Below are 14,709 nucleotides of genomic sequence, written 5' to 3' on the forward strand. Positions count from 1 at the left end.
ATGACCGATTCCGTGAACAAGCCCGCACACGCCCCGCGAGACCTTACCCGTCCCGTCCATGTGGGCAACGTTCAGGTGGGCGGGGGCGCACCGGTCTCCGTCCAGTCCATGTGCACGACCAAGACGGACGACGCGGCCGCGACGCTCGCGCAGATCGGGCGGCTCGCCGAGGCCGGCTGCGAGATCGTTCGTGTGGCCATTCCGCGCGCCGAGGTCCTCGACGGGTTCCAGGAAATCTGCGGGTCCTCGCCGATTCCTGTGGTGGCCGACATCCATTTCGACCACAAACTGGCCATCGAGGCTGCTCGCCGCGGTGCCGCAGCCCTGCGCGTGAACCCCGGCAACATCGGTTCCTGGGAGCGCGTTGACGCCGTCATTGACGCTGCAGGCGAGGCCGGCATCCCCATCCGCATCGGCGTGAACGCCGGCTCCCTTGATAAGGACATCGACGCCCGCGAGGACCTCACGCAGCCCCAGAAACTCGTGCAGAGCGCCGTCAGCTTCGTGCGCCACTTCGAGGAGCGCGGATTCTCGGACATCGTGATGTCTGCCAAGGTCCACGACGTGCCCGCTACCATCGAGACGAACCGCGAGCTCAGCCGCCTGCTTCCGCATGTGCCGCTCCACATCGGCGTGACCGAGGCGGGCACGTTCGTGCAGGGCACGGTCAAGAACGTGGCCGCGCTCTCGGTGCTGCTTTCCGAGGGCATCGGCGACACCATGCGCCTCTCGCTTACCGCCGACCCCGTCGAGGAGGTCAAGGTGGCCTGGGAGCTTCTCGCCGCGCTCGGCATGCGCCGGCGCCACCCGGAGCTCGTGAGCTGTCCCACCTGCGGCCGCTGCCAGGTGAACATGATTCCCATTGCCGAGGAGGTCTCGCGCCGTCTGCAGGACGTGAACGCCCCTATCTCCGTGGCCGTCATGGGCTGCGCCGTCAACGGCCCCGGGGAGGCCAAGGGCGCCGATATCGGCATGGCGAGCGGCAACGGCCAGGCGCTTCTCTTCGCCAACGGAGAGCCGATCCGCAAGGTCCCCGAGTCCTCGATGGTCGACGAGCTCTTCTCCGAGATCGAGCAGCGATTCGGCAACCGGGAGCCTTAACTCGCGCGAAGCACAAGCAGGCGCGGCTTGTCGTAAACTAAACAGCACGTGAATCGAGCCGGGCCGCGCGCCCGGCTTTGCATAAAACAGATTGGAACAGACGTGAAGCGCTATCAGACCATGTCCAGGCTCTACGCCCCCACGCTCAAGGAGGACCCGACCGAGGCCGAGCTCGTCAGCCACAAGCTGCTGCTCCGCGCCGGCATGATCCGCAAGACCGCTGCCGGCCTCTACAGCTACCTGCCCCTTTGCTGGCGCGTCATCCGCAAGATCGAGGATGTCATCCGCGACGAGATGGAGGGCATCGGCGCCCAGGAGATGCTGACGCCCATCGTCACTCCCGGTGAGCTCTGGGAGCAGTCCGGCCGCTACGCCGCCTACGGGCCCGAGCTCATGCGCCTGAAGGACCGCCACGACCGTGACTTCGTCCTCGGCCCCACCCACGAGGAGACCTACACCGACCTCGTTCGCAACGAGCTGCGCAGCTACAAGCAACTGCCCGTCACGCTCTACCACATCCAGGACAAGTTCCGCGACGAGCTGCGCCCGCGCTTCGGCCTCATGCGCGGCCGCGAGTTCATCATGAAGGACGCCTACTCCTTCTCCGCCACGCAGGAGTCCCTGCAGCAGTGTTATGACGACGAGAAGGCCGCCTACGCCCGCATCGCCGAGCGCTGCGGCCTCAAGGCCCTTCCGGTCGTTGCCGACTCCGGCCAGATCGGCGGCGACACCTCCGTCGAGTTCATGGCGCTGGCTGACGCCGGCGAGGCCGAGCTCGTCTGGTGCGACTGCGGCTTCGCGGCCGACACCGAGGCCGCGACCACCAAGGTCCCCGTGCAGGACGGCCCCGGCCACGGCGAGCTTCGCCGCATCGAGACCCCGGGCACGCACACCATCGAGGAGCTCGCCGAGCTGCTCGAGATCGACCGCAATGCGACCGTCAAGTCCCTCTGCGTCATCGACGCCGAGGGCAAGCCGGTCCTCGCGCTCGTTCCCGGGGATCACGAGCTCAACGACTGCAAGGCCGAGCACGTCTTCGGCTCGGGCTACCGCATGATGACCGACGACGAGCTCAAGGGCTATAAGCTCCCCAAGGGCTCCATCGGCCCCGTCAAGCTCACGGCGGGTATCCGCATCGTCTGCGACGAGTCGCTCAAGGATGCCCACAGCTGGGCCTGCGGCGCCAACGTGGACGGCTACCACTACGTGGGCGTCGAGCCCGACCGCGACTTCACGGTCGACGAGTGGGCCGATCTCATCACCGTGGCCGAGGGCGACCCCTGCCCCAAGTGCGGCTGCGGCCTGCACTCCGCGCGCGGCATCGAGATCTCCCAGGTCTTCCAGCTCGGCACCAAGTACTCCGAGGCCATGGGCGCCACGTTCATGGACGAGGACGGCCGCGAGAAGCCGTTCCTCATGGGCTGCTACGGCATCGGCGTCTCGCGCATGGTCTCGGCCGTGGTCGAGCAGCATAACGACGAGCGCGGCATCTGCTGGCCCGTCTGCGTCGCTCCCTATGAGGTAGAGGTCGTCGCGATGAACGTGAACGACGATGTGGTCTGGCCCGTGGCTCAGAAGGTTACCGAGGAACTCGCCGCCGCCGACCTCGAGGTGCTTCTCGACGACCGCAAAGAGCGCCCGGGCGTCAAGTTCGCGGACGCGGACCTCATCGGCGTGCCCTACCAGGTCATCCTCGGCAAGAAGGGCGTGGCCAACGAGACCGCGGAGGTCAAGGTGCGCGCCACGGGCGAGCGCTTCGACGTGCCGTTCGGCGAGCTCGCCTCGTGGCTCAGCGAGAGGGTCGTGCCGGCCCGCGCGTAGGCGGGGCAAACCGCACATGCGGCCCTCGACCGCTTGGTCGGGGGCCTTTTTGTTACGGCGTCCGGATGCGGCGCTCAATGGGGGGGAAGGACATGAACTATACCGAGCTCGCGGCATCTGCCAGGGGAAATATCGGTCCTTATTGCAAGGCTTGCAACAAGTGCGACGGACGAGGCTGCAAGGCGTCGATTCCCGGTCCCGGCGCCAAGGGGTCCGGCACCGTGGCCGTGCGCAACGCCGACGCCTGGGGCCGTGTCCTGGTCAACATGGATACCCTGCACCCTTATTTCGAGGCGAGCACGCAGGCGACGGTGCTCGGCCGTTCCCTCTCGCTTCCCGTGATGATCGGGCCCGTGGGCGATGTGCAGCGCCATTACGGCGACGGGTACGACACGGTGAGCTACGACGACTGCATCCTGCGCGCCGCCGATTCCGCCGGCACGCTCGCCTGGACGGGCGACGGCCTGAACCCCGACATCATGACCCGCTCCTGCGAGGTCATCGGCGGCCTCGGCGGCGCGGGCGTCGTCGCCTTGAAGCCTTGGGACGAGGTGACGCTCCGGCATAAGCTCGGCCAGGCGCTCGCCGCGAAGCCGGCTGCCGTGGCCATGGATATCGATGCGGCGGGGCTGCCGTTCCTCAAGGGCCAGAACCCGCCCGCGGGCGCCAAGGATGCGTCTCAGGTCGCCGAGGTCGCGGATATATGCCATGAGCAGGGCGTTCCCTTCGTGCTTAAGGGCGTCATGACGCCGCGGGCCGCCGATCGCGCCGCCGCTGCGGGCGTCGACGCGATCGTGGTCTCCAACCACGGCGGGCGCGTGCTCGACGGCGTGCCGGCAACGGCCGATGTCCTGCCCGGAATCGCCGAGGCCGTGGGCGGCGACATCGAGGTGCTGGTGGACGGCGGGATTCGTTCGGGCCTCGACGTCTTCCGCGCGCTCGCCCTCGGTGCCGACGCCGTCCTTATGTGCCGGCCTTTTGTGGTAGCCGCGTTCGGGGGCGGCGAGGAGGGCGTGCGCGCTTATCTCGCGGAACTCGCCTCCGAGCTCGCCGACACCATGGAGATGTGCGGCGCGTCCACGGTCGCGGACATCTCCCGCGACATGATCTTCTCAGCGTAAAGGACGGGGCTATCCATGACCTCAACAAAGAATACCAACTCTGACCTGGCGCTTCTTGCCACCTCAGGCATCCGCCGATTCAACGCGCTGGCAAACCAGACCCCCGGCTGCGTGAAGCTCACCCTTGGCGAGCCCGAGTTCGACACGCCGCAGGCCGTCAAGGACGCCGTTGCCCGCAGCCTCGCCGCCGGCAAGACGCACTACCCGCCGAACAACGGCACGCCTGAGCTTCTCGGCCCCATCTCGGCGTATATGGGGCGGCAGGGGCTCGACTACGCGCCGGCGGAGCTTATCGCCACCTGCGGCGCCACGGAGGCCCTCTCGGCGACGCTCATGGCGCTTCTCGACCCGGGCGACGAGGTCGTCGTGCCGTCGCCGGCCTTCGGGCTCTACGAGACGATCGTGCGCGCGGCCCACGGCACGGTGCGTTTCCTCCACACGGGCAATAACGGCTTCTCCATCAACGAGGGCCAGCTCAGAAGCGTTGTGGGGGAGAGGACCAAGGCGATTGTGATCACCTCGCCGAACAACCCGACCGGCTGCGTCTACGGCGCGGATTCCCTCGATGCTGTGGCCAACGTGGCAGCCGAGATCGGCATCCACGTGATCTGCGACGACGTTTACAACCGCCTGTGCTACACGGATGCCTACGAGCGCTTCGCTGCGCGGCATCCGGAACTGCGCGAGCAGACCGTCGTTGTCGATTCGTTCTCCAAGCCCTGGGCGATGACCGGTTGGCGCATCGGCTGGCTTGCCGCCGCGCCCGAGGTCAAGGCCCAGATCGAGAAGATGCACCAGTACCTGATCTCGAGCATCCCCGCGTTCGTGCAGGATGCCGCCGCAGTGGCGCTGACCTGTGACGTTGAGCCCATGCGCGAGACCTATCGACGTCGCCGCGACCTCGTCGTGAGCCGCCTTGGGCGAATGGGCCTCCCGCTCACGGTGCCGGAAGGCGCGTTCTACGCGTTTCCCGACGTGAGCGGTTTGGGCATGGGCTCCGAGGAGCTCTGCGAGCGTTTGGTGCGCGAGGCGGGCGTCGCCTGCGTGCCCGGCACCTGCTTCGGGTGCGAGGGGTTCATGCGCCTCAGCTACTGCGTGGCTGACGAGGCCCTCGACCTCGGCTTGAGGCGCCTCGAGTCCTTCTTGGCGACGCTTTAGCCCACAACTCAAACGAACCCGCCATTTCGTGCAGCTGCTGGTGACAGGTTCTACGTGCAGGTCCGTCCCAAAAGCGCTGCGGAAAGGGGACTGTCCCCAAATGGCAGGCGCGAACCTGTCAGGGGTTAGTGGATGCCGCTCTTGCGGCCTTTTTGGTCGCCGACCCTGCGGTGGGCGGCGGGAGCCTTCGCTGCCTCGGGCGAGCGTTTGTGCCTGTGGCAGCGCTTTTTCTTCGCGCCGTCGCCGCCGTCGACCGCCATATCGGAGTTGCGAATGCTGCCGATGGTCTTGACCTTGGGTTTATTTGACGGCTGGGTTTTAGCTTCCTTTACCAGCTGGGCTTTTGTCGGCTCCGCCGCCCTCGTCTTCTTCTTACCCTTCTTGGCGCGCCTGCCGGCAAGCGCTGCGCGCACATCGCCGAGCGCGGGCGGCTCCTCGCCGGTCTCCAGGTTCGACTTGGGCTTGTATGCGGGGACCTTCATACCCATCAGCTTCTCGATGTCCACGAGGTCCTCGGCATCGTTCACTGTCACGAATGTGAGCGCCCAGCCGGTCTCGCCGGCGCGGCCCGTGCGACCGATGCGATGGATGTAGTCCTCGGGGTCGCCGGGGACGTCGAAGTTGACCACGTAGCGCACGTCCGAGACGTCGATGCCACGCGCGAGCACGTCTGTGGCGACGAGCACGTCGATCTTGCCGGCGCGGAACTCCTCGAGGGCGCGCTCGCGTTGGCTTTGTTTGCGGTCGCCGTGGATGGGCGCGCAGGTCACGCCGGCGCGGCGCAAGCGGCGGCAACAGGCGTCCGCGCGGTGCTTGGTGCGCGTGAACACGATGGCGCGGCTCGGCCCCTCGCTCTTGAGAACATCGGCGAGCAGCGCGTTCTTCGCCTCGAGCGAGACGGGGAGAACGTATTGGTCGATGGTCTCGGCCACGGCGCCCTTCCGCGCGATCTCGACCGTCTCGGGGTCTTTCACCAGGTCTTTGATGCCGCCGATGGCGCTCTCGTCCAACGTCGCCGAGAAAAGCAGCGTCTGGCGAGCCGCGGGCGTCTGGGCCACGATCTTTCGCATCTGCGGCAAGAAACCCATATCGAGCATGCGGTCTGCCTCGTCGAGCACGAGGACCTCGACCTCGCCGAGGCGCGCGTCTCCTTGGTCAATCAGGTCCACGAGGCGTCCCGGCGTGGCCACGAGGATGTCGCAGCCGCGGCGCAGCGCGGCCTTCTGCGGCTCATAGCCCACGCCTCCGACGACGGTCAGGCTCATGTGGCGAGTGCGCTTCTGGATAACGGAGCACACATCCGTGATCTGCTGCGCGAGCTCGCGCGTCGGGGTGATTACTAGCATGAGGGGACCATGGCCGCGCCCTGCATGGCCAAGGAGGCTCATGGTTGGGAGCAAAAAAGCGGCCGTCTTGCCGGTTCCGGTCTGGGCGGCGGCAAGAAGGTCGCGGCCTTGGAGGATGAGAGGGATGGAGGATGCCTGGATGGGTGTCGGCTCGGTGTAGCCGAGGTCGCTCACGGCGCGAAAAACCTCGAGAGAGAGGCCGAGGTCAGAGAAGGCCGCCGCTCCGTTGGCGACGGCCGGGCTGGTGCTTTGGTTCATGCAAGATTCCTAACAGTAGTGCAGTTTCGGCTTCCAGTATGGTGGCAAATCGCTGTATGGGGAGGCCGAGCCGCCCCGTATTCGCATCGCCCGAAAAAAATTCCAGATTCCCGCTTGACTCGTTTCGCGAGGCCCGATATATTATTCCTCGCACCAACGCACGGGGAATTAGCTCAGTTGGGAGAGCGCGTGACTGGCAGTCACGAGGTCAGGGGTTCGAACCCCCTATTCTCCACCATAAACAATTTAGACCCTCACTTTGGTGTGGGTCTTTTTTTGAAGTGGACAAAGGGACAGCCCCTTTGTCCACTGTCCCGTGCGTATTAGCGGCCGGTGATATAGCGGCGGAGCATCTTGACGTAGGCCTCGGCGCCCTCGGGGCGGACGTGCTCACCGTCGTTCCAGAACCACTCGTCGTGGCCCTCGCTCTCGGCATACCAATCAATGACGGTCGCGTTCTCATACTGCGCCACAACGTTATGAATGATCTCGTTGTTGGCATCCTGCCAGGCGTCGGGGCAACGACAGGTGAGGAAATAGACCTTCTTGGAGGAGTCCACGCACTCTACAAGTGCCCTGACCTGGTCCTCGGTAATCCAGCCGTTGTCGGCGATGGACCAGACCACCACGTCGCCCTCGTGCCCCGCGGCCTTGCACTCCTCGTAGGCCTCGACGCCGGCCGTCATCTGGCGGCCGATCTTGGCGTCCATGTAGCCGTTGGGGAAGATCTCGTAGAACTCGGCGCTCGCGTCCTCGGGGATGGAGTCGCCCACGAGCGTCACGCTGGCGTCCGTGGCGCCCGTCTCGGCGTCGACGGAGAAGTTCGTGGCGTTGATGGATTCCACCGCCTTGGCGAACTCGGTGTCCTTAAAGTATGTGTTCGCGAGGTCGTAGGTCTCCTTCTGGGCCGCTTCCTTCGCGACGGCCACGGCTTCCGCCTGGGCCTTGCGCTCCTCGGCGGTCATGGACTCCGTCTGGGGGCGGGTGTTCGCGGCATCGCCCATGGGCACGACGCACACGGCGGTTGCCACGACCAGGCAAACGGCTTCGAAGACGAGCACAGGTTTCTGCTGTCCGAGGGGCCCCCTCTCGCCAAGGGCGGCCACGCCCTTCTCGAAGACGCTGAACGAGATCTCGGACGCGGCGAGGATGATAAGGATTTCGACGACCCATCCCCACCATGGTATTGCCGTTGTGCGCGTGGCGGGGTTCATGATGAGCAGAAGCGGGTAGTGCCAAAGATAGACGGCGAACGACCGCTGGCTAAGGTAGGCGAGCGGGCGGATGCCTAGGACGCGCCCGACGACGGTCGGCGCCTCATCTTCGGCGAGCACACCGATGAGAAGCGCCGTCAGCACGGCCGCGAGCGCGATGCCCCCGCGATAGGCGAAGGCCGTGTAGCCATTGGAGAACCAAGCGAGCGCGCAGATGCCTGCGAAGGAGAGCGCCGCCACGACCTGGCGCAAGTCGCCCCAGCGCACGCGCAGCGCGGTCGCCACTCCCTCAGGCAGCAGCTCAAAGCCCTTCGATAGGCCTTTGCCGAGGGTCGCCAGGGCCAGCGCCGAGCCGACGAGGAGCTCGCCTGCGCGGGTGTCCGGGCCATAGTAGATGCGCGCCGTGTCGCCGGAAGGGTCGAAGAGGATGCCCATGCACACGGCCGACGCAATGGCCAGAATCAGCGTGACGATGGTCAGCGCGCGTCTTTTCGCGTTGATCTTCCATGCGCCCATAAGCAGAAGCGGCCACACCAGGTAGTACTGCATGAGCACGCCCAAGTACCAGAAGTGCGTGAGCGGGGAGGGGAGGCCAGCCGCGGCAAAGTAGCTCACCTTGCGCACGATGTAATGGACGTTCTGAAAGAAGAGCAGCGCGGGAACCACGTCGGCCTTCTCCTTGGTAAGAAGCGCCGGCGAGAACGCGAGCGCGAGCACGGCTGTTACGGCAACCACGGCGAGCATCGAGGGCAGAAGGCGCGCGACCTTCTTGCCAATGAAGCGCGGGTAGGAGAAGCCCTCGTCGCTCGAGAGCTTGCGCGCGACCGAGAGCGTGGTGAGGTATCCCGCAAGGACGAAGAACACGGTGACGCCAATGAAGCCGCCCGGAAAGCGGGCCTGGTCGGCGTGGTAGGCGACGACGGCAGCGATGGCGAGGACGCGGAGTCCGTCGAGGCCGGCGACTCTCTTCGGTGCCGGCGTATGTTCGGCGTTCTTTAAAAAAGGCATCAAAACTCCAGCCTTAAAGCAATTGATTCGACGGCCTTATTGTACTTAACCCTGCGGACAAGAATGTGGGCATCGCGTTCGGCCTCAACCGATGCCTGTGGCCGCGGGCGCGCATCTCCTATACTTACAAAGTTTGAAAACGCACGGCAACGCATTATTGGAGCAGCTCTTGATAGCCCTCGCAGACAAAGTATCCAAGTCATTCGGCGGCCGCGTCCTTTACTCGGGCGCGACGCTGCAGCTCAACGCCGGTGAGCGCTGGGCGCTCGTCGGCCCCAACGGCTCGGGCAAGACGACCTTCCTCAAGATCTTCATGGGCCTGGAGGGCTGCGACGAGGGCTCCGTGACCTTCGCGAAGGAGACCACGGTCGGCTACCTCGAGCAGGAGACCAAGCTCATGGGCAATAAGTCTGCCCTGGCCGAGGTCGTGGACTCCGCTACCGAGGTCAAGACCTGGGAGAAGCGCGCGGCGGAGCTCGAGCACCAGATCTCGTGTGCGCAGCCCGGCCCCGAGCTCGACCGCATGCTCGAGGAGTACGGACATGCCCAGGACCGCTTCGAGCGCCTCGGCGGCTACGAGCTCGAGAGCCGAGCGCGCCAGATCCTCGCGGGCCTCGGTTTTCCCGTCGAGGACTTCGATAAGCCCGCCGAGGACTTTTCCGGCGGCTGGCAGATGCGCATCTCGCTCTCCAAGCTGCTGCTGCGCCGACCTGACCTGCTCATGCTCGACGAGCCCACGAACCACCTCGACCTCGAGAGCGTCAAGTGGCTCGAGAGCTTCCTTATGAATTACGACGGCGTCGTGCTGCTCGTCTCCCACGACCGCGCCTTCATGGACGCGTGCGTCTCCCATGTGGCGGCCGTCGAGAACCGCCGCATCACCACCTACACCGGCAACTATTCGAGCTACCTCAAGCAGCGCGAGGACAACCTCGAGCAGATGCGCGCCAAGCGCGCCGCCCAGGAGCGCGAGATCGCCCACATGCAGGTCTTCGTCGACAAGTTCCGCTACAAGCCCACCAAGGCCGCCCAGGCCCAGGAGCGCATGAAGAAGATCGAGCAGATCAAAAGCGAGCTCGTCATGCTGCCCGAGGGCTCCAAGCACATGAACTTCAGCTTCCCCGAGCCGCCGCGCACGGGCGACATGGTCATCTCGCTTTCCGGCGTAGGCAAGTCGTTCGGCGAGAACCGCGTCTACGAGGGCGTGGACCTCAAGCTCTACCGCGGCGACCATGTGGCGCTCGTCGGTCCCAACGGCGCCGGCAAGTCCACGCTCATGAAGCTGATCAACGGCAAGCTCGCCCCCGACGCGGGCAAGATCGAGCTCGGCCAGAACGTGACCCAGGCCTACTACGCCCAGCACCAGCTCGAGGAGCTGAACGAGGGCAACACGGTCCTCGCCGAGATGGACACCGTGGCCAAGGGCTGGACGACCTCCGAGGAGCGCCGTCTACTCGGCGCCTTCCTCTTCCACGGCGACGACGTCGAGAAGCGCGTGAGCGTGCTCTCCGGCGGCGAGCGGGCCCGTCTCGCCCTTGCCAAGATGCTCGTCTCGCCCGACCCGCTGCTCATGCTCGACGAGCCCACGAACCACCTCGACATCGACTCGGTCGACGTCCTTGAGCAGGCGCTCGTTAAGTTCCCGGGCACCATCGTGCTCATCAGCCACGACGAGCACCTGGTGCGCGCCGTGGCGAACAAGGTCGTGGACGTGCGCGACCACAAGGTCACCCTCTACGACGGCGACTACGACTACTATCTCTTCAAGCGAGCCGAGCTCGAGGCTGCGGCAGCAGGCGAGGCCCTGCCCGAGTCCGGCCGCCGCGCCCCCCAGGCGCAGGCCGCGCCCGCCGAGCTGCAGGCGGCCGGTCGCAACGTGAAGACCCGCGAGCAGCGCCGCGCCGAGGCCGAGGAGCGCAAGCGCCGCAACAATGCCGTCAAGGCCGAGAAGAAGCGCCTGCGCGAGGTCGAGGCCGCCCTCAGCCCCGCCCAGAAGCGCTACGACGAGCTCGTGGCCCTCATGGCCGACGAGGCGCTCTACAACGACGCCGTCAAGTTCGACGAGTGCATGAGGGAGTACACGGCGCTCTCTAAGAAGATTCCCGCCCTCGAGGAGGAGTGGATGGAGCTCACCGAGAAGATCGAGGCCGCCGGTGCCTAACGCCTCTCACGACAGTGCGCCCAAGGCGCTCATCGGGGCCGTCGGATTCGCCTGCCGCGTGGCCGGTTGGGCCGTGACCTGCCTCGTCATCGCTGATCTTTTGTTCACGGGGGCCGCGCGCTCGACGGTGCTGCCGCTGAACACGCTGCTCTCGAGGGCGATCCCCGAGGCCATCTCGGGCTCGCTCGTCATCGCCACGCCCCTGGGCGGCGCCTTCCGCGGCGATTTTGCCCTCGTTGCGGTACTCTTCTTTGTGTTCGATTGGGTTCTTTGCAAGATTGCGTCCTCGCTGCGTTAGCGCCGCGAGAGGGGAGTTGAACGCGTGAGCCTCCTTTCCACGTTCTCCATCGAGAGGCTGGCGAGCATCGCCATCTCCGTCGTGCTGGTCATGTTCTCGGCCACGCTGCACGAGATCGCCCACGGCTATGCGGCCCTTAAATGCGGCGACGCCACGGCCAAGGAGGCCGGGCGCCTCACGCTGAACCCCGCCGCGCACCTCGACGGCTTCGGATCGATTGCGTTGCCGCTGCTCATGGCCTTGATGGGCGGCCCCATGTTCGCGTTCGCGAAGCCTGTGCCCTACAACCCGCGCCGCCTGCGCAACCCGAGCCGCGACGAGGTCATCGTCGCGCTCGCCGGCCCCGCCTCGAATATCCTTCAGGCGCTCGCGGGCACCGCGGTCTTCGGCCTCGTGTGGGGCCAGCGCCTGGCCATCGCCTCAGCCGTCGGCTCGGTCGGCGTCTATTGGGCCGTGAAGGTCTTCACGTCCTACATTTACGTGAACCTTTCCCTTGCGTTCTTCAACCTGATCCCCTTCCCGCCGCTCGACGGCTCGAAGGTCGTTATGCCCCTGCTCAAGGGTGAGGCCAAGGCGCAGTACTACCGCATCCAGGCCTATGCCATGCCGGTCCTCATCGCCGTGCTCTACGTGCTGCCGAGCTTCCTCAACATCGATCCCGTCGGCAGATTCCTCGACCTCACCGCGGGCAACCTCTACGACCTGCTGCTGCAGGCGGTGATGTAGGTGTCCTACAAGGTTCGCACGCAGGCCTTCTCGGGGCCGTTCGACCTGCTTCTTCAGCTCGTGACGCGGCAAAAGGTGACCATCGGCTCCATCGCTATCGCCGAGGTCGCCAACCAGTATCTCGAGGAGGTCGAGCGGATGCGCGACCTCGACCTCGACGTGGCGAGCGACTTCGTGCTAGTCGCGTCCACCCTCCTGGACATCAAGGCCGCTTCCCTCGTCCCCGACGAGCCCTTCGGCAAGAAGCGCGAGGATTGGGACGACGAGGACGACGACCTCGAGGACATGGACCCCGATGAGGCCCGCGAGGTGCTCATCGCGCGCCTCATCGCCTACAAGCAGTTCCGCAGCGCCGCGGCGGCCCTCGCTGCCAGAAGCGACGCCGAGGCCCGCATGCACCCGCGGACCGTTGGCGCGGACCCCGAGTTCTTGGGCCTTATGCCCGACTACCTCGAGGGCGTCAGCCTAAGGAGCCTGGCCGTCATCTGCGCGGACATCGACTGCAAGCGCGAGACGTTCCTGCTCGAGAGCGAGCACATAGCGCCGAAGCGCCTGCCGGTGGCGCTCACCATCGCCTCGGTCGACCGCTTGGTCCGCTCGCGCAGCCACGTGACCTTCACCGAGCTCGTCGGCGAGAACTCCACGCCCGAGGTCGTCGTCGCGAATTTCCTCGCCATCCTCGAGCTCTACAAGCGGGGCCTCGTGCGCGTGAGCCAAAGCGAGGTTTTCGGCGAGATCGACGTCGACCACATCGAGGGCGCCGAGGCCTACAGGATCGACGCGACGGCGCTGGCCGAGCTCGACGAGGCCACGCGCGACCTCGTCATCGAGTCCGTGGGAAACGACGGCGTCGCCGATGACGTGGCCGAGGCCGAAGGCGGCTCTGACCAGGCTCTGGTTGATTCCTACGCACTGCAAAGCGACAAGAAGGAGGAGGCCTGATGCAGGACCTCGAGACCTTTGATTCCAACACGCTGAAGCCCCTGCTCGAGGCGCTCCTGCTCGTCTCCGACGATTCCGTGCCGGCAACCGAGCTCGCCCGCGCGACGGGCGCGGCCTCCGGTGAGGTCGCCCAGGCGTTGGCCGAGCTCTCGGCCGAGTACTCGGACGCCAACCGAGGCTTCCAGCTGCGCGAGGTCGCGGGCGGATGGCGCCTCTTCACGCACCCCGCCTACCACGACCAGGTCGCCGACTACGTGCTCTCGTGGGACCCGCACAAGCTCTCGCAGGCGGCCCTCGAGACGCTCGCCGTCATCGCGTACCACCAGCCGGTGACGCGCGAGGGCGTCCGCGCCATCCGCGGCGTCAACTCCGACGGCGTCATCGCCTCCCTTCGCGAGAAGGGCCTCGTCCGCGAGATGGGCCACGAGGCCGACCGCGGCCAGGCGGTCCTTTTCGGCACGACCCGCCGGTTCCTCGAGCACTTCGGCCTGAAGTCTCTCCGCGAGCTGCCGCCGCTCGAGGACTTCGCCCCCGATGAGGAGTCGAAGGCGTTCATCCGCGAGCGCCTCTCCGGCCGCCAGATGGAGTCCACCCTCGAGGAGGTTTCCGACGACATTGACGACGAGCGTGAGCTCATGGGCGACGACTTTGAGGATGACGTATCTGGCGCCGACGGCTCCTCGTTGAATGATTCTGCGAACGAAGCGCAGGTAGAAGCTACGGGTGAAGCCGATGAGTGACGAGCTCTACCCCATGCGCCTGCAGCGTTTCCTCGCACGGGCCGGCGTGGCTTCCCGCCGGGGCTCCGAGCGCCTCATGACCGAGGGCCGCGTCCGCGTGAACGGCGAGGTCGTGTGCGAGCTCGGCAGCAAGGTCGACCCCAAAACAGACGTCGTCACCGTCGATGGGCGCCCCTACAGCATCCTCGAGGCGCCGTGCTACCTCATGCTCTACAAGCCGGAGGGCTATCTCACCACCATGAGCGACCCGCAAGGGCGCCGCACGGTGGCAGAGCTCGTGCCCACAAGCGAGTACCCCGGCCTCTATCCCGTCGGCCGCCTCGACATGGACACGACGGGGCTCCTTCTCTTCACCACGAACGGCAACGCGGGACAGGACCTCCTGCACCCGAGCAGCCATGTGGACAAGCACTACGTCGCCTTGGTCAACGGCACCCCGTCCAAGCAGGACTTCTCACGCCTGCGCGCCGGTATCATGCTTGAGGACGGCCCCGCGAGCCCGGCCGAGCCTGAGTTCATCGACGCGCGCGACGCGCTCTTCTCCGTGGTGGCGCCCAAGGGGGCCGGCAAGAACGGCGCGGGGCAGCCCAACGCCGTCGTCGGCCTCACCATCCACGAGGGCCGCAAGCATCAGGTCAAGAAGATGATGCTCGCCTGTGGCCACAAGGTCTTGCGCCTCCACCGCGACAAATTCGGGCCGCTCACGCTTTCCGGCGTGGCCCCGGGGTCTTGGCGACTTCTCAATGAAGCCGAGGTCAAGGCCATTGAATCGCTTTGCAAGAAACGCGAGGGCACGGCCTAGCTAAAGCCGACCC

The 14,709-nt window shown here is 66.1% G+C and carries 12 protein-coding genes and 1 tRNA gene; 11 read left to right on the top strand and 2 right to left on the bottom strand.

Annotation, left to right across the window (positions count from 1 at the left end):
- The 4 genes from ispG to U5709_RS02690 all read left to right on the top strand — a co-directional run bounded on the left by ispG (position 1) and on the right by U5709_RS02690 (position 5,201).
- Complete coding sequence (ispG, locus tag U5709_RS02675) at positions 1-1,101, top strand: flavodoxin-dependent (E)-4-hydroxy-3-methylbut-2-enyl-diphosphate synthase (protein WP_321972702.1); 1,101 nt, start codon at positions 1-3, stop codon at positions 1,099-1,101.
- 102 nt (positions 1,102-1,203) lie between these two features.
- A complete protein-coding gene (locus U5709_RS02680) occupies positions 1,204-2,922 on the top strand; it encodes a proline--tRNA ligase (RefSeq protein ID WP_415913445.1) in 1,719 nt (572 codons plus the stop codon).
- Between the two features lie 92 nt (positions 2,923-3,014).
- Positions 3,015-4,043 (top strand): alpha-hydroxy-acid oxidizing protein, encoded by a 1,029-nt coding sequence (locus U5709_RS02685; protein ID WP_321971996.1) that lies wholly within the window; start codon positions 3,015-3,017, stop codon positions 4,041-4,043.
- Between the two features lie 15 nt (positions 4,044-4,058).
- Positions 4,059-5,201, top strand: a complete 1,143-nt coding sequence (locus tag U5709_RS02690; protein WP_321971997.1) for a pyridoxal phosphate-dependent aminotransferase — start codon at positions 4,059-4,061, stop codon at positions 5,199-5,201.
- A gap of 125 nt (positions 5,202-5,326) precedes the next feature.
- On the opposite strand, the gene U5709_RS02695 is transcribed toward U5709_RS02690, so the two are convergent.
- On the bottom strand, positions 5,327-6,805 hold the full coding sequence (locus tag U5709_RS02695) for a DEAD/DEAH box helicase (RefSeq protein WP_321971998.1): 1,479 nt from the start codon (positions 6,803-6,805) through the stop codon (positions 5,327-5,329).
- Between the two features lie 162 nt (positions 6,806-6,967).
- On the opposite strand from U5709_RS02695, the gene U5709_RS02700 reads away from it, so the two are divergent.
- A tRNA-Ala gene (locus U5709_RS02700) sits at positions 6,968-7,043 on the top strand.
- A gap of 85 nt (positions 7,044-7,128) precedes the next feature.
- Here U5709_RS02700 and U5709_RS02705 read toward each other — a convergent pair.
- On the bottom strand, positions 7,129-9,027 hold the full coding sequence (locus U5709_RS02705) for an acyltransferase family protein (protein WP_321972703.1): 1,899 nt from the start codon (positions 9,025-9,027) through the stop codon (positions 7,129-7,131).
- Between the two features lie 169 nt (positions 9,028-9,196).
- Here U5709_RS02705 and U5709_RS02710 point away from each other — a divergent pair, with 169 nt between their 5' ends.
- From U5709_RS02710 to U5709_RS02735, 6 genes are read left to right on the top strand one after another with little or no spacing between them, the layout of a single operon-like run.
- Positions 9,197-11,188: an ABC-F family ATP-binding cassette domain-containing protein gene (locus tag U5709_RS02710; protein WP_321972000.1), complete on the top strand. Its 1,992-nt coding sequence runs from the start codon at positions 9,197-9,199 to the stop codon at positions 11,186-11,188.
- Positions 11,181-11,486, top strand: coding sequence for a hypothetical protein (locus U5709_RS02715; RefSeq protein WP_321972001.1), 306 nt, complete (start codon positions 11,181-11,183; stop codon positions 11,484-11,486). The genes U5709_RS02710 and U5709_RS02715 overlap by 8 nt, the downstream gene beginning before the upstream one ends.
- 24 nt (positions 11,487-11,510) lie before the next feature.
- Complete coding sequence (locus tag U5709_RS02720) at positions 11,511-12,212, top strand: site-2 protease family protein (protein WP_321972002.1); 702 nt, start codon at positions 11,511-11,513, stop codon at positions 12,210-12,212.
- Positions 12,213-13,154 (top strand): ScpA family protein, encoded by a 942-nt coding sequence (locus U5709_RS02725; RefSeq protein ID WP_321972003.1) that lies wholly within the window; start codon positions 12,213-12,215, stop codon positions 13,152-13,154.
- Positions 13,154-13,894 (top strand): SMC-Scp complex subunit ScpB, encoded by a 741-nt coding sequence (gene scpB / locus U5709_RS02730; RefSeq protein ID WP_321972004.1) that lies wholly within the window; start codon positions 13,154-13,156, stop codon positions 13,892-13,894. The genes U5709_RS02725 and scpB overlap by 1 nt, the downstream gene beginning before the upstream one ends.
- Positions 13,887-14,696 (top strand): pseudouridine synthase, encoded by an 810-nt coding sequence (locus tag U5709_RS02735; protein WP_321972035.1) that lies wholly within the window; start codon positions 13,887-13,889, stop codon positions 14,694-14,696. The genes scpB and U5709_RS02735 overlap by 8 nt, the downstream gene beginning before the upstream one ends.
- Positions 14,697-14,709 lie beyond the last annotated feature (13 nt).

It is taken from the genome of Paratractidigestivibacter sp., from assembly GCF_963660155.1.
Taxonomy (GTDB): Bacteria; Actinomycetota; Coriobacteriia; order Coriobacteriales; family Atopobiaceae; genus Paratractidigestivibacter.

Bases quoted from the DNA above. Each gene is read 5' to 3' on its own strand.
- ispG (WP_321972702.1), top strand. From the start codon at position 1: ATGACCGATTCCGTGAACAAGCCCGCACACGCCCCGCGAGACCTTACC.
- U5709_RS02685 (WP_321971996.1), top strand. From the start codon at position 3,015: ATGAACTATACCGAGCTCGCGGCATCTGCCAGGGGAAATATCGGTCCT.
- U5709_RS02690 (WP_321971997.1), top strand. From the start codon at position 4,059: ATGACCTCAACAAAGAATACCAACTCTGACCTGGCGCTTCTTGCCACC.
- U5709_RS02695 (WP_321971998.1), bottom strand. From the start codon at position 6,805: ATGAACCAAAGCACCAGCCCGGCCGTCGCCAACGGAGCGGCGGCCTTC.
- U5709_RS02705 (WP_321972703.1), bottom strand. From the start codon at position 9,027: ATGCCTTTTTTAAAGAACGCCGAACATACGCCGGCACCGAAGAGAGTC.
- scpB (WP_321972004.1), top strand. From the start codon at position 13,154: ATGCAGGACCTCGAGACCTTTGATTCCAACACGCTGAAGCCCCTGCTC.
- U5709_RS02735 (WP_321972035.1), top strand. From the start codon at position 13,887: ATGAGTGACGAGCTCTACCCCATGCGCCTGCAGCGTTTCCTCGCACGG.